The organism is Devosia sp. MC521, from assembly GCF_014127105.1.
GTDB lineage: Bacteria > Pseudomonadota > Alphaproteobacteria > Rhizobiales > Devosiaceae > Devosia.
Window position 1 is genome coordinate 227,757 of sequence record NZ_CP059902.1, and the last position, 20,619, is coordinate 248,375.

At 57.7% G+C, this 20,619-nt stretch carries 15 protein-coding genes; 8 read left to right on the forward strand and 7 right to left on the reverse strand.

What is annotated here, in order from left to right:
• Nucleotides 1-2: 2 nt before the first annotated feature.
• From bcsA to H4N61_RS01115, 4 genes are read left to right on the forward strand one after another with little or no spacing between them, the layout of a single operon-like run.
• Nucleotides 3-2,186: a UDP-forming cellulose synthase catalytic subunit gene (bcsA, locus tag H4N61_RS01100; RefSeq protein ID WP_248306547.1), complete on the forward strand. Its 2,184-nt coding sequence runs from the start codon at nucleotides 3-5 to the stop codon at nucleotides 2,184-2,186.
• Entirely contained in the window at nucleotides 2,183-4,429 is a 2,247-nt protein-coding gene (locus H4N61_RS01105; RefSeq protein WP_182394767.1) for a cellulose biosynthesis cyclic di-GMP-binding regulatory protein BcsB, read from the forward strand. The genes bcsA and H4N61_RS01105 overlap by 4 nt, the downstream gene beginning before the upstream one ends.
• Nucleotides 4,426-5,469, forward strand: coding sequence for a glycosyl hydrolase family 8 (locus H4N61_RS01110; RefSeq protein ID WP_169196209.1), 1,044 nt, complete (start codon nucleotides 4,426-4,428; stop codon nucleotides 5,467-5,469). Before H4N61_RS01105 ends, H4N61_RS01110 begins: the two co-directional genes overlap by 4 nt.
• On the forward strand, nucleotides 5,469-7,544 hold the full coding sequence (locus H4N61_RS01115; protein ID WP_169196208.1) for a cellulose synthase: 2,076 nt from the start codon (nucleotides 5,469-5,471) through the stop codon (nucleotides 7,542-7,544). Before H4N61_RS01110 ends, H4N61_RS01115 begins: the two co-directional genes overlap by 1 nt.
• On the opposite strand, the gene H4N61_RS01120 is transcribed toward H4N61_RS01115, so the two are convergent.
• Nucleotides 7,541-8,311, reverse strand: a complete 771-nt coding sequence (locus H4N61_RS01120) for a DeoR/GlpR family DNA-binding transcription regulator (RefSeq protein WP_169196207.1) — start codon at nucleotides 8,309-8,311, stop codon at nucleotides 7,541-7,543. The two genes, H4N61_RS01115 and H4N61_RS01120, sit on opposite strands and share 4 nt — an antisense overlap.
• A 116-nt stretch (nucleotides 8,312-8,427) precedes the next feature.
• Here H4N61_RS01120 and H4N61_RS01125 point away from each other — a divergent pair, with 116 nt between their 5' ends.
• Together H4N61_RS01125 and H4N61_RS01130 are read left to right on the forward strand one after the other, a co-directional pair.
• Nucleotides 8,428-9,255, forward strand: coding sequence for a TIM barrel protein (locus tag H4N61_RS01125; RefSeq protein ID WP_182394768.1), 828 nt, complete (start codon nucleotides 8,428-8,430; stop codon nucleotides 9,253-9,255).
• 81 nt (nucleotides 9,256-9,336) lie between these two features.
• The gene (locus H4N61_RS01130) at nucleotides 9,337-11,001 is read left to right on the forward strand and encodes a diguanylate cyclase (RefSeq protein WP_182394769.1); all 1,665 of its coding nucleotides are present in this window, start codon (nucleotides 9,337-9,339) and stop codon (nucleotides 10,999-11,001) included.
• Here the strand turns inward: H4N61_RS01130 and H4N61_RS01135 are convergent.
• From H4N61_RS01135 to H4N61_RS01160, 6 genes are all read right to left on the reverse strand, one after another.
• Nucleotides 10,992-11,750: an ABC transporter ATP-binding protein gene (locus tag H4N61_RS01135; protein WP_169196204.1), complete on the reverse strand. Its 759-nt coding sequence runs from the start codon at nucleotides 11,748-11,750 to the stop codon at nucleotides 10,992-10,994. The genes H4N61_RS01130 and H4N61_RS01135 overlap by 10 nt on opposite strands.
• On the reverse strand, nucleotides 11,747-12,736 hold the full coding sequence (locus H4N61_RS01140; RefSeq protein WP_169196203.1) for an iron chelate uptake ABC transporter family permease subunit: 990 nt from the start codon (nucleotides 12,734-12,736) through the stop codon (nucleotides 11,747-11,749). Before H4N61_RS01140 ends, H4N61_RS01135 begins: the two co-directional genes overlap by 4 nt.
• Nucleotides 12,733-13,695 carry an iron chelate uptake ABC transporter family permease subunit gene (locus H4N61_RS01145; protein WP_169196202.1) on the reverse strand — a complete coding sequence of 321 codons (963 nt, stop codon included), beginning with the start codon at nucleotides 13,693-13,695 and terminating at the stop codon, nucleotides 12,733-12,735. Before H4N61_RS01145 ends, H4N61_RS01140 begins: the two co-directional genes overlap by 4 nt.
• A 79-nt stretch (nucleotides 13,696-13,774) precedes the next feature.
• Nucleotides 13,775-14,695 (reverse strand): ABC transporter substrate-binding protein, encoded by a 921-nt coding sequence (locus tag H4N61_RS01150; RefSeq protein ID WP_248306548.1) that lies wholly within the window; start codon nucleotides 14,693-14,695, stop codon nucleotides 13,775-13,777.
• A gap of 117 nt (nucleotides 14,696-14,812) precedes the next feature.
• On the reverse strand, nucleotides 14,813-15,724 hold the full coding sequence (locus H4N61_RS01155) for a LysR family transcriptional regulator (protein WP_169196201.1): 912 nt from the start codon (nucleotides 15,722-15,724) through the stop codon (nucleotides 14,813-14,815).
• 81 nt (nucleotides 15,725-15,805) lie between these two features.
• Complete coding sequence (locus H4N61_RS01160; RefSeq protein ID WP_182394770.1) at nucleotides 15,806-16,552, reverse strand: sulfite exporter TauE/SafE family protein; 747 nt, start codon at nucleotides 16,550-16,552, stop codon at nucleotides 15,806-15,808.
• A 253-nt stretch (nucleotides 16,553-16,805) separates the two neighbouring features.
• Here H4N61_RS01160 and H4N61_RS01165 point away from each other — a divergent pair, with 253 nt between their 5' ends.
• Together H4N61_RS01165 and H4N61_RS01170 are read left to right on the forward strand one after the other, a co-directional pair.
• Nucleotides 16,806-18,656 carry an ABC transporter ATP-binding protein gene (locus H4N61_RS01165; protein WP_182394771.1) on the forward strand — a complete coding sequence of 617 codons (1,851 nt, stop codon included), beginning with the start codon at nucleotides 16,806-16,808 and terminating at the stop codon, nucleotides 18,654-18,656.
• Entirely contained in the window at nucleotides 18,653-20,554 is a 1,902-nt protein-coding gene (locus H4N61_RS01170; RefSeq protein ID WP_169196198.1) for an ABC transporter ATP-binding protein, read from the forward strand. Before H4N61_RS01165 ends, H4N61_RS01170 begins: the two co-directional genes overlap by 4 nt.
• Nucleotides 20,555-20,619: the final 65 nt, after the last annotated feature.

A 20,619-nucleotide genomic window follows, 5' to 3' on the forward strand; every position in this document is an offset into this window, starting at 1 on the left:
CTGTGAGAGCGCAGGAGACTAAAATTTCGAAGGCCCTCACAATTTTTGCATGGCTGGCAATCGCGATTGCCACGCTAGCGCTCATTGCCATCCCGGTGAGCCTACAAGTTCACCTGATCATGGCGGTGCTGCTCCTGTCGGCCATGCTTGTCATCAAGCTTTTGAACCTTGGGGGCAATTGGCGGCTGCTGCTGCTGACCTTCGGTACGATCATTGTGCTGCGCTATGCCTATTGGCGCACAACCAGCACCATCCCGCCCTATTACGAGATCGCCGATTTTATTCCCGGCCTGATCCTGTATCTGGCTGAGATGTACTGCATCGTCATGCTGTTCTTGAGCTTGTTTGTCGTGCTCAAGCCAATACCGCCACGCGGCTCGGTCCGTCTTGGACCCAATGATCGTGTACCAACGGTCGATATCTTCATCCCCACATACAATGAAGATTATGAGTTGTTGGCGGGCACTTTGGCCGCTGCCAAGGCCATCGACTATCCAGCAGACAAAATGACCGTCTGGCTGCTCGATGATGGTGCCACCGATGCAAAGCGCTCGCATCCCGATCCTGAACTCGCCGTTGTTGCCCAAGAACGCTACACCCAGCTGCGCGCCTTGTGCGAGGAGCTCGGCGTGTCCTATCTGGCGCGTCCAGCCAACGAGCACGCTAAAGCTGGCAATCTGAACTACGGTCTGTCGCAGTCTAAGGGCGAATTCGTCGCCGTTTTTGACGCTGACCACGCGCCAGCGCGCGATTTCCTTCAGGAAACCGTGCCGTATTTCGATCGCGACCAGCGTCTCTTCCTGGTGCAAACCCCGCACTTCTTCCTCAATCCAGATCCGCTTGAGCGTAACCTGCGCACCTTTGAGGTGATGCCGTCTGAGAACGAAATGTTCTACGGCATCATTCAGCGCGGTCTTGATCGCTGGAATGCGTCGTTCTTCTGTGGTTCAGCAGCGCTGCTGCGCCGTGAAGCGCTTGAACATACGAACGGCTTCTCGGGTCGCTCGATCACGGAAGACTGTGAGACTGCCATTGAGCTGCACAGCCGTGGCTGGAACTCGATCTACATCGATCGTCCGCTGGTTGCGGGCCTGCAGCCAGCAACTTTTGCCAGCTTCATCGGCCAGCGGACCCGTTGGGCGCAAGGCATGATGCAGATCATGTTGTTCAGCTTCCCGCTGTTCAAGCGCGGTCTCAAGATCGAGCAGCGCATCAGCTACATGTCTTCGACCATGTTCTGGCTCTTCCCGCTGTCGCGCATGATCTTCCTGTTCGCGCCATTCTGCTATCTCTTCCTCGATCTGCAGATATTCACCGCTTCTGCCGGTGAGTTCACCGCCTATACGCTGACCTATTTCATCGTGAACTTGGTCATGCAGAACTCGCTCTTTGGGCGCTGGCGCTGGCCGTGGATTTCCGAGCTCTACGAATATATTCAGTCGGTGCACCTGTTCGGCGCGCTGCTGTCGGTGGTGCGCAATCCATCCAAGCCTTCGTTCAAGGTGACGTCCAAGGATGAAAGCGTCGATGTCTCGCGCTTGTCCGAGCTGTCGCGTCCCTTTTACATCATCTTTGTTGTGCTCGTCGCCGCACTGGCAATGACCATCTACAAGATCACCACACAGCCCTATCAGGCCGAAGTGACCATGGTGGTGGGCAGCTGGAACATCTTCAATCTCATTATCGCCGGTTGCGCTTTGGGCGTGGTTGCCGAGCGCCGCGAACAGCGCGCCAGCCGCCGCATCAATGTTGATCGGCGCTGCGAAGTCCAAGGTACCGATGGCACATGGCTGCGTGGCAATATCATCAACGTCTCGACCGGTGGCCTTGCCATACGTTTGCCCAATTCCTCGGGCTTGGGCAGAGGCGCTGGTGCGGTGGTGCGGTTCACCCCTCTCTCGCAAAGTGAAGCGCGAGAGCTCCACATCTTCGTGGCGTCGACAAAATCTGAAGGCAAAGCGGTGGTGTTGGGTGCGCGCTACATGCCCAAGTCTGGCAAGGACTATGAGCTTATTGCAGATTTGCTCTACGCAAACTCTGGCACTTGGCTGCAGCGTCAGAAGCAGCGCCAAATCAATATTGGCCTCATTCGCGGAACACTGCGCTTTGTCGGCATGGCGCTTTATCAAACCGGACGCGGTCTAGGCTATCTGTTGCGGTTTGGGTCGAGCAGGACAAATCCATGAAAAAGCTCATCCTCCTCACCACGGCGCTCCTGACCTCCACCTTGCTCTTAGTTGGGGCGCAGGCCCAGTTCGACATGTCGCCGGAAAGCGATCGTGTCGTGGCAGCACCAAGCCCTGCCGTGCCGCTCCCGCCGACCAGCACGGATGCTGTTCTCGCGCCGGTCAATGTCAGCTTTTCGCGTCCCATTCTGCCAGAACGCACGTTCAATTTGGCAGGCGAAGAAGTGCGCCGTTCGGTTGTCGTCTATCTGACGGCTGAACAGGCCGCGGCCCCAGCCTCGCTCGATCTGGCCTATCTCAATGCGGTTGTTGTCGCCCCTGAGAACAGCTCGGTGAAGCTGCGCATCAACTCGGTTGAAATCGCCCAGTCCCCCATTGCCTCGCCCTCCCAGCCGAGCGCACTGAGCTTTGCTGTGCCGCAAGGCATTCTGCGTCCGGGTCCAAACGTCATTGAATTTGCCGCCAGCCAGCGTCACCGCACTGACTGCACCATCGCCTCGACCTATGAGTTGTGGACCGATATCGAAAGCACCAGTGCACGTCTGCGCTTTGAGGGTGCCAACGTCGGCGTCATCCGCCAATTGTCCGATCTCGGCGCTGTGGGTGTCGATGAGAACGGCACGACGACCCTCCGCGTTATCACAGCGGATCATACTGATAGTCGTGCCCGCACGGCGCTCTTGCGTCTGACCCAGCAATTGTCGCTGGCCATGCGCGTGCCAAGCTTGAAGGTCGAACGCGCCACCGAGCTTTCAGCCCAAGCACGCCCCGGCGTTCTCGATGTTGTGGTTATGCCTGCCGAACGACTGCCTAGCGCGGTTGCCGGCGCAGCACCTCAGGCGACGACCGGTCCCGTTGCCGCAATGATTGCGGTGCAAAGCCAGGCCAATACGCTGGTTGTCTCCGGGCCGGATTGGCAGGCGATCGAACGAGCTGGCGAAGCCATCGCGATCGCGGCGCCCGGCGGCGCCAGCCGTCCGCGCATCGACTTGGCGACACCGCATCCGCGCCTTGAAGGTGGCATGGAAATCTCGCTGAGCGAATTGGGCGTCGAAACCATTGAGTTCAATGGGCGCAATTTCTCGACCAGCTTGCAGTTTGATCTACCGGCAGACTTCTACGCCTACCGCTACGGTACGCTCGATCTGGTCCTTGATGCGGCGTTCTCGGCCGATGTGGAGCCGGAGAGCGAGATCAATATCTACACCAATGGCCAGATCGCCTCGGCCACGCCTTTGCTGCGCACCGATAGCGGCATCCTGCGTAATACGGTCATGCGGATACCCATGACCAATATGCGCCCAGGCCGAAACGTCGTCGACATCAGGGTCAATCTGTTGACGGCCTCCGATGCGGTCTGCCAGCCAGGCTGGACCGGCCAGGCCCCCACGCGTTTCGTTCTGTCCAATTCCACGCTCCTGCGCATGCCAGAGTTTGCGCGCGCTGCCAGCTTGCCAAATCTTGAAGTCTTCACCGGACTTGGCTGGCCCTATTCCGAGCAGCCCACAGTCCCGGTTGTGGTCAGCGATGGCGAAACCGATCTCACCGCAGCCATGCAGCTTCTCGGCCGCGTGGCCGCTGCCGCCGACACGATCTTGCCGGTTGAGGTTATGTCCCAGTCGGCGCTGACCCCCGACAAAAACGCTATTCTTGTCATGCCGCTTAGCGCCATGCCCGTATCCATTTCCGGTCGCACCGGCATTTCGGGCGTATCGGCTCCGGCCCAATCGCCCAATGAGCGGGCGCTCGATCAGTTCGCGACCCCGCAAGCCGAAACCTCGGCTTGGCGCCGCCCTGCCGATTGGCTATCGCAACGCTTGGGTCTGAACTTGGATGACCTGCGCATCCGCGCCCTTGATAACGGCCCGCGCACCATTTCCGCCAATTCTGCTGCGCTCTCCCAAGTGCGTCAGCCAGAGGGTGGCATTTGGACGGTGCTGACGGCCGCCGATAGCGCGGTCCTGCTCGAAGGCTCTGAGCGGATGTTGGTCGTTGACAACTGGCGAAAAATTTCTGGCCGCATCAGTGAAGTGGCCCGCAATGCCGATGGTGTCCAAGTCGTTCCGTTGAGCAATCACACCCTTGTGAACACGCAGCCATTTTCTTTCGCTAACATGCGCCTTGTCGCTGCGAACTGGTTCTCTGGCAATATTCTGTTCTTTGCCGTGGCAATCATGGCCATGGGCGTCTTGCTCATGTTCGCAACGTCGTTTGTTCTGAATGCCGTAGGACGCCGAGAATGAAGTGTCTGCCGCTCGTTGTTCTGGCTTTTCTAGGACTTGCTGTCATGCCAGCCGTCGCTAAAAGCCCACAAATCCACGCCGACGAATGGCGCCTGTATCTCGATAGTTATGTCGAGCAGAACGGCCGCGTCATTGATCGCGCCAATGGCAGTATCAGCCATAGCGAAGGGCAGGGCTATGGCATGATCTTGGCGGTCCTCGCCGATGATCGCGCCAGCTTTGAACGGATTTGGTCCTTCACCGATACCGAGTTGCTGATCCGCAATGATGGCCTGGCTGCATGGCGCTGGGAGCCGACCGCCGATCCGCATGTCTCGGACACCAATAATGCCACCGATGGCGATATTCTGATCGCTTATGGTCTGCTGCTCGCCGCTGAGCAGTGGTCGGACGACGCCTATCGCCAACGTGCGCTCGCCATCATACAAACGGTCGGCCGCACGATGATCGTGCCGAGTGAGGCCGGTCCTGCCATCTTGCCGGGTCAATATGGCTTTATCCCTGAGGACGGTTCGTCTCCGATCCTAAACCCGTCCTATTGGGTGTTTGAGGCGCTTGATCTCTTTGCCAAGGTCGATAGCTCCACCGATTGGGCCGCAATCTCCAAGGCTGGTCTTGATATCCTGCGCCGTGCCGCGGTGAGCAAAGCCGGTGTTCCCGGCGATTGGATCCAGCTAAAAAATGGTGGGGTGGTGCACGCACCCAACCATCCGGCTGAGTTTGGTTACAACAATATCCGTATCCCGCTCTATCTGATCCGCGCTGGTGCCAATCCCGGTTTTCTCGGCCCCATTCGACGCAGTGCGACAGGGGACACGCTGAATAAAATCAACGTCATTAATGGAGCGGCTGTGGAGCCAATTGGCGAGCCAGGCTATCGACTGATCGTTGCCGCCATTGATTGCGTGACAGCGCGCAAACCCATTCCGGTCGAATTACGCAGTTTGCAGGCAACCAGCTACTACGCTTCGACATTACAGTTGTTGCTGCTCGATCATTTGCGCCGCAATGAACCCTTATGCCTGGGCGGAGGCTATTGATGCGTTTTACTATTCCGCTTGTCATTATCGGGCTCATCGGCGGCGTTAGCTATGCTGTCGTGGCCGAGCAGGGCAAGCAGCGCCTCCCGCATGCCGATACACCCGTCCAAACTGTCGTTGCCCAAGCCGAGCCTGTGCCAATGCCACAGCCGAGCGCCGCCCCGGTCCCGCAAGGTCCGAAGGTCGATGAAACGGCATTGCGCTATTTCGCTCAGCAGGGCGACACCGAGCGCATGAACCGCGAAATCGAGCGTCTGCGCGCGCTTTATCCCAATTGGGAGCCGCCCGCAGACCCCTTGGCTCAAGACTTCTCACCAGATCGCGATATTCTTCGCATGTGGGAGCTGTTTAACGCTGGCGATTACGCGGGCACACGCGCCGCCATTGTCGCGCGTCAGGCGACCGATCCAAGTTTCGAGCCAACCCCGGACTTGCTCAAAGAGCTCAATCTGGCCGAGGCGCAGGTCAAGCTGCGCAACGCGTCCGATGTCGGTGAGCACCAGATTGTCATCACCGTGGCGGCCAATACCCCAGAGCTTTTAACCTGCGAGCGCATCGACAATCTTTGGCGCCTAGCTGATGCCTTTGTCGCCACCGATGCCGATGACCGCGCCATCGACGCCTATAAATACATTCTCACCAATTGCACATCTGCCGAAGAGCGCCTGTCGACCATTCAAAAAGCCAAGGCGCATTTTGACATTGCTCAGTTGAGCCCCCTTTTCGAGCTCGAAAAGAAGGACGCCAACGGCGTTGGCGAGTTTGAACCGCTGCGCCTTGATCTGGCCCGTGCGGCCATCGCCTCTTCGCTGGAAGTCGGCGGCGTACCGGTCTCGCCCGCCGACGTGGCTTTCTTTGAACGCTCTATAAATGAGCAATCCTCGGCAGAAGACCTGCGTCTCTTTGGCTTCTACAAGCTCGAACGCGCCCGCCCGAACGAAGCGCGCCGTCTGTTTGAACAGGCGCTCGAAAAAGACCCCTCAGAAGCGTCGGCCCAAGCGCTCGCCGCGGCTCTCTTGCAATTGCGCGATTATCGCGTCGCCGAGGAAATCCTCGCGCCCTATTCCGATCTCAGCGATGAGATGTCGGCCATGTATCTCGACGCCGTAGCTGCAGTGCTGTCGCTCGAACCCCGCGTGTCGCTCGATAGTGATGCTCTTGGACGCATGGTTGATGCCATTTCCTCGACCCGCAATGCCAATGCGGCGCAGGAAATGGGCTGGTATGCCTATGGTTTTGATCAGGTCACGACAGCCATCGAGTGGTTCACCCTCTCGCTGCGCTGGCAGCCAGATCTCGAAAAAGCCGCTTATGGTCTGCTCGTTGCCTCCAATGCTGCCGGCGACCTCAATACGGTTCAGGCGATCAAGGCCCAATGGGGCAACCGTTCTGAGCGCATTGCCGCATTCCCGCGCGTCGTCGACGGTTCGCGCCCCGATACGCAAACGGCGCCGGTACAGGACGTCGTCGCCAAACCGGTCGCTGCGCGTCCTGCCGCAACCCCAAGTTCTGCGCCGCGCACCGCTGCGTCTGGCACGTCCGGCTCCGGTGGTGGAGGCTCTCGCTCCTGTCAGAACCCAGTGCCTGCGGCGTCCCTTTCCCCCGGTGCAGCGCTTAGTCAGGCGTGGTGCCTGATGGGCCTCAACCGTCCGGCGCAAGCCGCTGAAGCCTTTGCACGCGCGCTCCAGTCTTCCGCTGCTGCCACACGCAGCGATGCCGCTTATGGTCAGTCGCTGGCCTATATGCGTATGGGACTGCCCGATAATGCCGCCGTTGCCGCCGCCTCAGCGCCGCTTCCAAGTGCCCGCGCTGTCGAGCTCGAAATCGGCATCATGACGCAAAAGGCCCAAACCGCTTATGCGGCGGGCGACTATGTCAAAGCGATTGAATATCTCAACCTGCGTGGCCAATACGCTCCAGAGCGCAATGACCTTCTGACCCTGCGTGCCTGGAGCTACTACCACATGAAGCTCTACCGCGAAGCGCGCCGCATTTTCAAAGCGGTGGCAGCCACAGGCTTTGGCGACGCTTCCGAGGGCCTACGTCTGTCTGAACAAGCCCTTATGATCTACTAGTTCGAGCGCAATTGCGTCTCGATCACTGTCACCCCCGCCTCCGCGCACAGCTGCCGGATTGCAGGGGGGCAGGCGTCCGTGATGAAGCTATGCGCTTGGCTCAAATGCCCAATTCTCACCGGCGCAGTGCGGGTGAACTTGGTCGAGTCGGACACCACGATGACATGGCGCGCATTGGCGATAATGGCTTGCGCGACCTTCACCTCACGATAGTCGAAGTCCAAGAGCGAACCGTCGCTATCGATGGCCGAAACGCCGATGACGGCAAAGTCGACTTTAAACTGACGGATAAAGTCGACCGCCGCTTCCCCCACGATGCCGCCGTCGGACGGGCGAACCACGCCACTGGCGATCACCACTTCAATGCTGGGCACAACCCGCAAGCGGTTGGCTACGTTGATATTATTGGTAATCACCATCAGCCCGCGATGCTCGCTCAGCGCTTGGCTCACGGCTTCGGTGGTCGTACCAATATTGATCAGCAGCGACGCATTGTCGGGAATGAGCTTAGCAGCAGCCTCCCCGATAGCGCGCTTTTCATTGGTCGCGATTTGTCGCCGCGCCTCATATTCAACATTCTCAACGCCTGAAGGGTGCATCGCCCCGCCATGAGTGCGCTTGAGCGAGCCTCTGTCACACAGAATATTGAGGTCTTTGCGGATCGTTTGAGGGGTCACGCCAAACGCTGCGACGAGGCTTTCAACGGTCACTTCACCCAGCTCGCGCGCGAGTTCTACAATTTTCGCTTGTCGCAGTGAGGGTGTCATCGGCGTGGTGTCCTTCTTTCGTTTTCTCCTTAAACGAAACCAACCGCTCCGTTAAGTCGATCTGTGCTTGCTCTCCTCTTCAGGTCATGAAATCCTAGTACTAGGAGGATGTTGAAATGACCGAAGTTGCGCACCGAATAGCTGTGTCTACATGGTCGCTCCATCGGCTGTTGGGCACCACCTATCCCCACGACCTCGATAGTAATGAGGTTACGGGGATGGCCGAAACATATGGTTCGGGCACCGAAACATTGCTCGGCCTGCCTTCGGTACTTGCCAATCATGGTTATAACCGGCTCGAGATTGTTTCATTTCATTTGCGCAGCCGAGACCCCATCTACCTTGCTGAATTGCGCGATCAGCTCAACATCGCCAAGGTCACGTTACAAACCCTGCTCATTGATGCAGGCGACATGACCGACCCAATCCATCACCAGCGCGATACCAATTGGATTGCCGGATGGGTGGAAGTGGCCAATGCTTTGGGCGCGCAAAACGCACGCGTCATTGCAGGTAAGCAAAAGCCTCGCCCCGAAACATTGGCGGCCTCATTGGCAGGCTTCAAAAATCTTCTCAAAGCCAACAGCGGCGAGACGCGCATCGTCACCGAGAACTGGTACGATCTGCTTTCAACGCCAGAAAGCGTCCACACGCTTCTCGATCGGCTGGATGGCCGTGTTGGCCTCTTGGCAGACTTCGGCAATTTTACTGGCCCCAATAAATACGCCGAACTCAAATCCATCTTCCCACGCGCAGAGTTGTGTCACGCCAAGGCCGATTTCATCGATGGCGTGCTCAATCAAGACGACTACGCTCAGTGCATCTCAATTGCTGAGGCAGCGCGATATCAGGGGCCCTATACACTCATCTTCGATGCGCGTGAGCCTTCGGAATGGCACGGCCTTGCTAAAGAGCGCGATTTCATCCTTTCCAGGTTGGAATGAGCGACAGTCATGGTACCGCCACATAGGGTTTTACCTGCCGCAGCCCAGAACCAGTGGATGGATGGGGCCCTGAGGGACGCAGTGCGTATCTTTGATCACCAGCCCTTCGGGATGATGCTGATCGAGGCAAGCGGTGCCATCGTGCATGCCAATCCCGCCTGTGCCGGCCTCCTGGGCCGTCAGTCATCAGATATGGAGGGTCGGAACCTGTCCGATCTCGTCCATCCCACTGACGATACCGCGCTAGGCCTACAGTTCGAGAGCTTGGTGCGCGGGGAAATATCGTCCCTGCATGGAGAACATCGCCTCAGCCACGCCGACGCCAACCCGATATGGGTTCTGGTCGCCGCACAGCGCTTTGAGGCGACATCTAAGGTGGCGTTGTTCATCCTGCAGCTCGCCAGTATCGACGTACAGAAAAAGGCCGAAGAAGCCCTCATCTATACCGAAAGGCGTTGGCGCTTTGCCCTCCAGAGCGCCCGTCAGGGCGTCTGGGACTATGACTACCGTACTGCCAGCATTTTCTATTCCGCCGCTTGGCGTCTGATGCGCGGCCTTGGTCCGGACGAATGGGTCGACGGCGCCACGGCTGCTTGGCATTCCCGCATTCACCCGGACGATCTGCCTGCGGTGAAAGCCAATATCGACCGTCAGGCTCAGAGCGATGAAACTTTCCAGGGCCTCGAATATCGTGAGCGCCGAAAGGACGGCTCCTATGTCTGGATTCTCAGCCGCGGTCGGGCCGTCGAATGGGATGAGGCCGGCGCGCCGCTGCGGACCATCGGTACTGATACCGACATCACCCATATCAAGATGGTCGAGCAGGAACTGGCTGAGGAAAAGGAGCGCCTGCGCATCATATTGGCCTCGGTGGCCGATGGCATGATCTCGGCCGATGCCGAAGGGCGGGTGGACTTCATGAACGCCGCTGCAGAGCATCTCACCGGCATTAGCGCTGCGGAAGCGCGCGGCCTGCCCGTAGGCGACGTGCTCAACCTCCAGGATCACGCCAGTGGTATGAAGATGGAATGCCCGGTGCAGGCCTGCCTTAAACCAGGCGCGGCCATCCGGGTGGAAGACGATGCCGAGCTCATCGGAACTGACGGCACGCCCCGCGAAATCCGCTGCACCGCCGCCCCCGTCATCGGTAGTGCCGATCAAGTCATTGGTGCCGTGCTGATTTTCCAGGATGTAACGCATAGTCGCACGCTGCAGCGCCAGCTGGCCCATACTGCCAGCCACGACCCACTGACCGATCTCACCAATCGCGCCGCCTTCGAGAAGGCGCTGGCCCGGTCGATTATTGCAGCGCGTGAGACCGAAAAACCGTCCTGCCTGATCTTCATTGACCTCGACCATTTCAAGCCGGTCAATGACACGGCCGGACACGCCGCCGGTGATGCGCTGCTGAAGATGGTCGCCAAGACCATTCGCGATTGCTGCCGGACCCATGACACAGTGGCACGCATTGGCGGCGACGAGTTCGCCATCATCCTCAATGGCTGCTCAAGGGAAAACGGCCTGCGGGTCGGCGAGAAGATCATCCGCGCCATCACAGCGCTTGCCTTTGAATGGTCAGGGCAGGTCCATCGTGTTTCAGCCAGCGCCGGTCTGACACTCATCACTTCGGGTCCCGCATCGGTGCTTGGCTTCATGGGCGAAGCCGATGCCGCCTGCTACGGGGCGAAGGCCGAGGGACGGGGCCGTATCGTCTGCTATGAGGACGGTTTGCCCGCTCAGCCGTAATAGACCGAGATCAACTGCCCGCCAATTTCGTGCACATTGATATCCATTTCATAAATGGGGTTGAGCACTTCCGGCTTGATGATCTCTTTGACCGTCCCCTGAGCGGCGACCTTGCCCAGCTTCATGGCGACGATATGGTCTGAGTACCAAGAGGCGAAGTTGATGTCGTGCAACACCAAAACTACTGTTTTGCCAAGGTCATCAGCGGCCTGACGCATTAGCTTCATCATGCCCATGGCATGCTTCATATCGAGATTATTCAGCGGTTCGTCGAGCAGCACATAGTCCGTGTCCTGCGCCAAAACCATCGCCACAAAAGCACGCTGCCGTTGGCCACCAGAAAGTTCATCAAGGAAACGCCCTGAGAGTGCCTCTAGGTCCAAGTACTTGATTGCGCGGTCAATATGCTCTTTGTCCTGCACATTAAGCCGCCCCTTGGAATGCGGATAACGTCCAAATGACACGAGGTCATGAACGGTCAGGCGCGCCGTCATGTGGTTGTCCTGGCGGAGGATCGAGAGCCGCTTTGCCAGATCATCGCTCTTGGCCGTGGTCACGTCCAATCCGCCGATCGTCACGCTGCCTTTGTCCATCGCCATCAGGCGCGAAACCATGGACAGAAGTGTCGACTTACCCGCCCCATTGGGGCCGATGATGGAGGTCACGCCACCCTGTGGCAGCTCCAGTGTAACGCCGTCGACGACGCAGCTAGAGCCGTAATTCTTGGTGACTTCCGACGTAATAATCATCGGGCGGATCTCCTCAGCACGAGGGCAATAAAGACAACACCACCAAGGAATTCGATGATGATCGAAAGTGCAGTGTCAAATGCGAATACGCGTTCGAGCAGGGTCTGCCCGCCCACCAGAGCAATTATCCCAAGCAGCACCGAAGCGGGAAGCACAAAGCGGTGAAGTGAATTGCCAATGAGCGAGTGCGCAAGCGTCACAACCAGCAGCCCGAAGAAGGTGACGGGGCCGACAAGTGCGGTCGAAACCGAGACGAGGATCGACACTAATACGAGGATGATGGCGATGGTGCGCTTATAGTCCACGCCCAGATTGATAGCGTGCGCGCGGCCCAGATTGAGCACGTCATAGACATGCATCATGCGGAAGCCGACCACACTGACGACGCCGACGATGACGCAGGAAATGCCCAGAAGCGCAGGATCAGTCGTCGAGAAGCTGGCGAACAGCGTGTCCTGCAAGACGTTGAATGCGCCCGGATCCATCATGCGCTGCATGAGATTTGCAAAGGATCTGAACAGCGTACCGAAAATTATCCCAACCAGAACCAAGAGGTGCAGGCTTCTCTCTTCGCCGAGGAACAACCAACGGAAGAGCAGGCCGGAGAAAGTGACCATTGCGACGAGCGAGAAGATGAACTGCAACTCGCTTGAGATCGATGTCAGAGCGCCGACGCCGAGGAAGAAGACAATCGAGGTTTTGATCAGCACGTAAAGCGCGTCAAAGCCCATGATTGAGGGGGTCAAAATTCGGTTATTGGTCACTGTCTGGAACAGCACGGTCGAGACGGCAACCGCATAGGCCACCAACACGAGACCGAGCAGCTTCTTGCCGCGGAACGGCAAGATGAAGCTCCAGCTGCCTTTAGCCCCAAGGGTCATGAACAGCACAACGGACGCAACGGCAAGAACCGAAAGAATAATAAGGACCCAGGCAGGCCGCGAGAGCCGCGCTAGGGGATTGGTCGACATGGCAGCGGTGCTCATTTTGCACCTCGCGGCGTCCGGAGCAGCAGGTAGAGGAACAACACTGCGCCAACCACACCCATAACCACTGAGATTGGGATTTCGTAGGGATAGCGGATGATGCGCCCGACGATATCGCAGGCCAGCACCATGCCCGCGCCGCCAATAGCGACCCACGGCACCGTGCGGCGCATATTATCGCCGATCAGCATGCTCACAAGGTTCGGAACAATCAGCCCAAGGAAGGGAATTGACCCGACCGAGACGAGGACCACGGCGCTCACCACCGAAACAATCAGCAGGCCGAGGAACATCACATGCCTATAGTTGAGCCCAAGATTGGTGGTAAAATCCTTGCCCATGCCTGCTACGGTGAACCGATCTGCGGCGATGTAAGCGAGAACGCATCCGGCCAACCCGAACCACAACAGTTCATAGCGGCCACGGATCACGCCGGAGAAATCGCCCATGTTCCACGCCAGTAGCGAGCCCATGAGATTGGCGCGATAGGCGATAAAGGCGCCAAGCGCGCCAATAATGCCACCGAGCATTATGCCCACCAGCGGTACTAGCAGCACATCGCGCAGTGGTATGGCGCGCAAGACACGCAAGAAGAGAGCCGTGCCCCCCAGTGCAAACAGCGCTGCGACGGCCATTTTGGCCATCAGCGGCCAACCGGGCGCTAAGAGGGTAACGGTAAGGAATCCGAGCGTCGCGCTCTCGCTCGTACCCGTCGTGCCTGGTTCGACAAAACGATTGCGCACGATCATCTGCATCACAAGGCCCGAGATCGCCATAGAGGCGCCTGCAAGGACCAAAGCAATGGTGCGCGGAATACGGCTGATCAGCAGCACTTCGCCCGGACGACCGTCCATCCCACCAGACAACAATGACGTCAGTGAAACATCACTGACGCCAACAAATAAACTGACGATCGCCAAGGCGATCGTGACAAAAAAGGCGGCGATAAGAGCGGGCAATCGGCTTTCCGTTCTTCCGTCTACTGGAAATAGAAAAGGGCCCGACCGGTCTAACCAGTCGGACCCCTGAATGCAAAGCTTAACCGTTGAGGCCAGACAAAACCTGATCCAGCAGCAGCATTACTGCCGAATAGCCATTCATGGTGATGTAAGCGGCCTGTGGGTCAACGTAAACGATGTTGCCTTCCTTGGCAGCAGTGGTCTGGTTGAAAAGTTCGTTGTCCAGCAGAGCCTTCGCGCCACCTTCGTTACCAACACCGGCGTCGCGGTCGACAACGAAGACCCAATCAGGATTGGTTTCGAGCAGGAATTCAAAGGTTACAGCGTCGCCACCGTGGTCGCCGTCATTGACCGCAGCGAGAGCAGATGGCATGCCGACTTCATTGTAGAGCCAGGAAACGCGGCTGTCTGGGCCATATACGCCGAGCTTGCCAGCATTGGTGACGACAACCAGAGCGGTGCCCTTGCCTTCAGCAGCGGCCTTCACTTCGGCGACCTTAGCGTCGACGTTGGCGATCAGCTCAGCTGCCTTGTCCTGCTTGCCGAAGATGTCGCCAAGCTTGGTCAAATTGGTCTTGAGGCCATCGATGATCGCGCCATTGTCGACCGACAAGTCAACGGTTGGAGCGATTTCCTTGGCTGTTTCGTAAGCGTTACGCGAACGAGCGCCTACGATGTAAAGGTCGGCTTCGAGAGCTGCGATGCCTTCAAAGTCTGGCTCCTGCAGCGAGCCAATCTTGGCCGCGTCAGCAGGAATGCTCGGAGCAAGGTAACCAGGAGCGTTCGAGCCCGGAATGCCAGCAACGGTAACGCCGAGAGCGGAAAGATTGTCAAACGCGGCCCAGTCCTGAACCAGTACCTTTTCCGGAACGCCCGAAATAGTGGTTTCACCCTGTGCGTGGGCGATAACCTTATCCTGAGCGATAGCCGAGGTGGCCATCGAAAGAGCGCCAGCAAACAGCGCGGCAGCTACGGCAGTGGAACGGAACAATGTGCTCACGAGATCGATCCAATCGAGGTTGAGTGAACTGAACACCCTTTGTTGAGAGTGCTTGTCCGGTTTCCTAGACTCGCTTTTTCGGCGAGTCAAAGGAAAACATGAGATCGATGTTCTTATTTATGTGTTGGGAAGGTAAGTCTCTCCAGCCAATGCAATAAAGCTTTTCATGGCCGCTGAAAGAGGGGAGGATTTGCGGCGCGCGACCAGCAATTGCCGCATTGCCCAAGGCTCAGCCAAAGGTGCACAGACCAGATCTGTACCAGCCAATAAATGGAGGCTCGTTGAGCGCAAAAAGCCGATGCCAAATCCCGCTTCAACCATGCGTACGAGCGCCGGGAAGCTCTCAACCCGCAGAGCCTCGTTTAGGGTCTTTCCCTGTTCTTCTGCCGCTTCACTCAACAGACGATCAAGCGAGCCGGTCCGGTGGATGCCGACGATTGGATAAGGAAGAGCGTGCTCAAATGCGAGGGCTTTGCGCGGCTCGATCTTTTCCGCGAGGGGATGTTCTGGTGGTGCCAATACCCAGACGCGTTCGTCTTCAAAAGGCCGAATATCAAAACGCGTAAAGTCATAATTGTCCGAGACAATAGCGACATCTGCCTGACCTTCGTCGAGCGCCATCAGCGCCTTGGCCGCGCCCATCTCGCGAATTGCAATTTCAATGCCCGGATACTTGCCGGCAAACTTGGCCAGCAACTCAGGCAACCGCCCAGTTAGTGCAGAGCCAGTACATGCCAGCCGCAGGCTACCGCGCGACCCCGAGCTGAAATCGGCCATGATGGCGTCAAGATCCGCGATCGATCGTAGAACGGTCCGACACCCATCGGCATAGGCCTCACCTGCTTTTGTCAGCTTCACGCCATGAGCGGAGCGATCAAAAAGCACAACGCCAAGGCGCGCCTCAAGGTCCGAAACTCGGCGGCTAACCGCTGAAGATGCAATACCTTCCCGCTCTGCAGCGCGGCCGATAGAGCCGGTCTCTGCCAAGAGCAAAATCAGTCGTGCGGTTACGCTGTCGAATGGTGCCATGGTGTCTCCCTAAGCCACCATAATCCAATGCCATCAAATGTGTGAACCGCTTTTAGCAAAATCCTGTAATCCCACAGGAAATCAGACCCCGCCAACCATCATCAGGCCGCGCACCAAATAATAGAGGCCAATGGCGGTAACGATGAGCCGTGTCCACTTGCGGAATCCCGCGTCCGTCATGCGCTGCAGGATGTGATAGCCCAGACTGGTCCCCGCAAATGCGAAGGGCGCAGCGATCAGCACAATGAGCCAGTCGCCCATTCCCATGGCCGCAGCGAGACCCGAATAGAACACCACTTTGGCCGCATGGGAGATAACCTGCGACGCGGCTTTGGTCGCAATAATCCGGCGGCGGTCCATCTGCGTGCGAATAAAGAAAATGTCGATGGTTGGCCCGGCAACACCAACTGTGAGGTTAAGCCCGCCACCAAGGAAACCAGCGAGAAAGGCGTGAAACGGTTTGCTGGCGTCAAGCTGCAGCCATTGATTGGGGATCCAGACCAAAATCGGCAAAAGCCCAATGACGATGTAAACCGTTGCCAGATCGGGCATGTAGCGAATGGTGAAGAGGATGACGCCAACGCAAAATAGCCCCGCGCAGATGATCGAGAGGATGCGCCAGTCGATATGCTCACGCGATAGCCATGCCCGCGAGCCATTCGCTAGAATTTGGATTGCGCCTTGAACAGCAATTGCTGTCGCTACGGGCAGCAGCGTGAGCAAAAGGGCCAGTAGGATCAGCCCTCCCGCCATGCCGAACACGCCTGAAATAGTCGATGTCGTTAAAACAGCGACGGCGATCAGGGTGATAGTGGCAAACGCGGGCATTGAAGTTTCTCCTCACGCCAAGCCATGGCGCAGCGCAATCTTTCTGGCCATCGCTGCTTAGGCATGGGGCCATGCGTGACCAATATGCCGTCATTCTCCAACAATGCGGAAAAACAGTCATACTTTTGCGCTAAATGCATCTTGAATGGTAAGTCTATTCGGCCTCTTATAGAGAGGCGAGTTGATTTGCCCGATCGTTGGTCGCCGGTTTCCGCCTCCCCTTCGGGCCCCACACTATTTCTGGATTAGTCCCTTGATTACCCTCAAGGCTGGCCGCGAACGTTCACGCGGTGATGCACGAACTCATGTCGCTGCGGCCCATAGTGGCAAGGGGCAAAGCCCCCTGTTGCGTATCGCGATCTATTCTCTCCGTCACTATTGGCAGGCCAGTTTGGCGATCGGCGCGACGTTGATCGCCGCCACCCTGCAATTGCTGATCCCTAGGCTTTTGGGGCAGGCCATAGATCAGGCACAACATGTGCTGACGGTGGCGGGCGAGGGGGCGCAGGAGGCGCTGCTTTGGACAGCGGTAACTTTGTTCGTTGTCTCTGTGCTGCGCGGCCTGTTCACGCTGGTTCAGAACTATTACGCCGAAAGCGTCACCCACTATGTCGGCTATGAGCTGCGCTTGGCCTTTTACGAAAAGGTCCAGCGGCTTTCCTATTCTTATCACGACCGGGTCCACTCCGGCGACTTGATCACCATCGGCCTGCTCGATCTTGAAGGCATCCGCGTCTTTTTCTCGACCGGTATTATCCGCGTCTTTCTGTTCTGCGTGCTGCTCGGGATTGGCGCTTACATGCTGTTCTCGACAGATCCTCTGCTGGCGGTATTGGCGCTGAGCTTCGTCCCGTTCGTCGCCTGGAACTCCTCCATCGCACAGCTCACCTTGCGCTCCACCTGGCTGGTTCTGCAAAAAAAGCTCGCGGTGATGACCCGCGTCATGGAAGAAAACCTCGGCGGTATCCGCGTCGTCCGCGCCTTCTCCGGCCAAAAATACGAAATGGATAAATTCGACACGGCCTCAGCCGAAGCGCTGGCCTTGGCGCATGACCGCGTGAAAATCCGCGTCAAATCCACCTCGGCGATGAACCTGTCTTTCTTCATTTCCATGGCGCTTGTGCTGTGGTTTGGCGGCAATAAGGTCATCGCAGGCGAGATCAGCATTGGCACGCTGGCCAGTTTCCTGACTTTCATGACCATTTTGCAAATGCCGGTGCGCCAGCTTGGCATGATGGTCAATTCCTTCGCCCGTGCCTCCACATGCGGCGAGCGCTTCTTCGGCTTCCTCGATGAAGCCATAGAAATCAAAGACTTGCCCCACGCGACCCCGCTCAAGGTTTCCAAGGGGACGCTGCGCTTTGAAGATGTGCATTTCACCTATCCGGGCATGACCGTCCCAACCCTCAACGGTGTTTCCTTTGAAGCGCACGCAGGTCAAACTGTCGGTATCGTGGGAGCGCCGGGTTCAGGAAAATCCACGCTCGCCCATCTTATTCCGCGCTTTTACGATGTCACCTCTGGCCGCGTCACCATTGATGGGCAGGACGTGCGCAAGGTGACTCTCGAAAGTCTGCGGCGTTCGGTAGCCGTGGTTCAGCAGGATAGCTTCCTCTTCACGACCACGATTGAAAACAACATCGCCTATGGCGACCCGTGGGCCAAGGAGCGCAAGATCGAACGCGCTGCTGAGAGCGCTCAATTGCACAATTATATCGCGGGCCTGCCTGCCGATTACGACACAGTCGTCGGCGAGCGTGGCGTGTCCTTGTCTGGCGGCCAGCGCCAGCGCCTCTCCATCGCCCGCGCCCTCGTATTGAAACCGGCGGTTATGGTGTTCGACGATTCAACCGCCGCTATTGATGCGGGGACCGAACACCGTATTCGCAGCGCTATCCGCCGCTACGCTTCTGATCGTGTCACCATGATAATCGCTCATCGCCTTTCCTCGCTCATGCATGCCAACCTCATCCTCTTCCTTGAAGATGGCCGGATTGTTGAACGGGGCACACATGATCAGCTGCTGGCGCTCAACGGGCGCTATGCCGCCCTTTACGATCTGCAGACCCGCCCCACCGAAGAGTTGGAAGGGGCCGTAGAATGAGCGTCATTGAGACCGACGACGAGCGCGATACCGCCACTTTCCCCGGACAGCGCCCCCCTCGCGCTTCGGTTGGCAGCCATCGCGTCGAAGAAGAAGTGTTTGGTAAAGCCTATGATCCGCAAACCGTGCGACGCATCTGGGCCTATGTCCGGCCTTACAGGAAAAAGATCTATATCTCGGTGGCCTCTGTGCTGGTGTTCACTGGCTCCCAGCTCGCTATCCCACTGATTATTGGCAATGCCATCGACAGCGGCATGAGCGCAGGTGGCAATACCAACAATCTCATCTCCGCCTTAGTGGCTTTCTCCATTGCCATTTTGGTGAACTATGTCGCCTCCTATACGCAAGAAAAGCAGGTCGGTGACGTAGCCGAGAATGTCCTTTTCGACATGCGCCGCGCCATGATGGCCCAGCTACAGCGCGTCTCGCTGAGCTATATGGATAAGACCGAGGTCGGTCGTCTCATGTCGCGCCTACAGGGCGATGTGAACTCGATGCAGGAGTTTCTGGAAACCTCCATCATTTCCGTCGGGGACATTGTTCTGCTCTTCGGCATTGTCATCGTGCTGCTGACGCTTGATCCATGGCTGGGGCTTCTGACGCTTGTCACTATGCCGATCCTGTTTGTCGTCCGCCTCTTCTGGTTGCCTCCGGCCAAACGCGCTTTCTGGGCCGCGCATGAGACTAATTCGACCACAGCAGGCGCTATGGCCGAAGGCATCAATGGCGTTCGAACTGTGCAGAACCTTGATCGTCAGCGGGTCAATTTCGACCTCTATGACGATAAGGCCTATGCCAATTTGCGCACTCAACTGACCGGCTCGAAATATGCGCAGGTCATGGTACCAATCGTGGATAGCCTCACCGGCATTTCCATGGCGACTGTTATCGTCGTCGGCGGCGCCATGGTCCTCAATGGCAATTTGCAGGTCGGCGTCATCGTCGCCTTCCTGTTCTATATCCAGCGCTTTTTTGATCCGATCCGCTCGCTGACAATGCAATATTCCATCATGCAGCGCGCCATGACGTCAGGGCGTCGCATTATGGAAGTCATCGACTTGCCAGTGGTCATCGACGACAAGCCAGATGCCAAAACCCTCGGCGCTGACATGGATGGCTCAGTCGAATTCCGCAACGTCGTTTTCGGCTATGATCCAAAGCGCCCGGTGTTGAAGAACGTCTCGTTCAAGGTCAACCCAGGCGAAACCGTTGCTCTCGTTGGCCCAACGGGTTCTGGCAAAACCTCGGCCATGTCGCTCGTTCATCGCTTTTACGAAGTGCAGGACGGGGCGGTGATTGTCGGTGGTCACGATGTACGCGACGTGACCCAAGAGAGCCTTGGGGCGCAGGTGGCCATGGTTTTGCAGGAGCCCTTCCTCTTCACCGGCACCATTTTCGAAAACATTCGCTACAACAAGTTGACGGCTACCCGTGACGACGTCATTGCCGCTGCCAAAGCCGTCGGCGCGCATGATTTTATCGCTCGTCTTCCTGAAGCCTATGACACCCCGTTGGAACAACGAGGCTCAAACTTTTCACTCGGCCAACGCCAATTGCTCAGCTTTGCCCGCGCGCTAGTGGCCGATGCGAAAATTCTCGTCCTCGACGAGGCGACCGCCAATATCGACAGCTACACCGAACGCCAAATCCAAAAGGCGCTCGAAATCTTGCTCAAGGGTCGCACAGGCATGGTTATCGCCCATCGCCTTGCCACCATCCGTGGCGCTGACCGCATCATCGTGTTGCAAAACGGCGAAAAGATCGAAGAGGGTAATCACAACCAGCTCATGGAGTTGGGTGGGCTGTACTCAAAGCTCTACAATATGAACTACGCCAGCTTCGACGACATTCCCGACGAACTGGTCGCTTCCGCCAATGCCAAAGCGGCAAGCACTTAGCCGCCGCGAACGTCCCGTACCGCCCCGCCCCCTCAACCCCGTCATCACCCGACTTGATCTGGTGG

Bases quoted from the DNA above. Each gene is read 5' to 3' on its own strand.
- H4N61_RS01170 (WP_169196198.1), top strand. From the start codon at position 18,653: ATGAGCGTCATTGAGACCGACGACGAGCGCGATACCGCCACTTTCCCC.
- H4N61_RS01115 (WP_169196208.1), top strand. From the start codon at position 5,469: ATGCGTTTTACTATTCCGCTTGTCATTATCGGGCTCATCGGCGGCGTT.
- H4N61_RS01105 (WP_182394767.1), top strand. From the start codon at position 2,183: ATGAAAAAGCTCATCCTCCTCACCACGGCGCTCCTGACCTCCACCTTG.
- H4N61_RS01155 (WP_169196201.1), bottom strand. From the start codon at position 15,724: ATGGCACCATTCGACAGCGTAACCGCACGACTGATTTTGCTCTTGGCA.
- H4N61_RS01140 (WP_169196203.1), bottom strand. From the start codon at position 12,736: ATGAGCACCGCTGCCATGTCGACCAATCCCCTAGCGCGGCTCTCGCGG.
- H4N61_RS01125 (WP_182394768.1), top strand. From the start codon at position 8,428: ATGACCGAAGTTGCGCACCGAATAGCTGTGTCTACATGGTCGCTCCAT.
- H4N61_RS01110 (WP_169196209.1), top strand. From the start codon at position 4,426: ATGAAGTGTCTGCCGCTCGTTGTTCTGGCTTTTCTAGGACTTGCTGTC.
- H4N61_RS01160 (WP_182394770.1), bottom strand. From the start codon at position 16,552: ATGCCCGCGTTTGCCACTATCACCCTGATCGCCGTCGCTGTTTTAACG.
- H4N61_RS01120 (WP_169196207.1), bottom strand. From the start codon at position 8,311: ATGACACCCTCACTGCGACAAGCGAAAATTGTAGAACTCGCGCGCGAG.
- H4N61_RS01135 (WP_169196204.1), bottom strand. From the start codon at position 11,750: ATGATTATTACGTCGGAAGTCACCAAGAATTACGGCTCTAGCTGCGTC.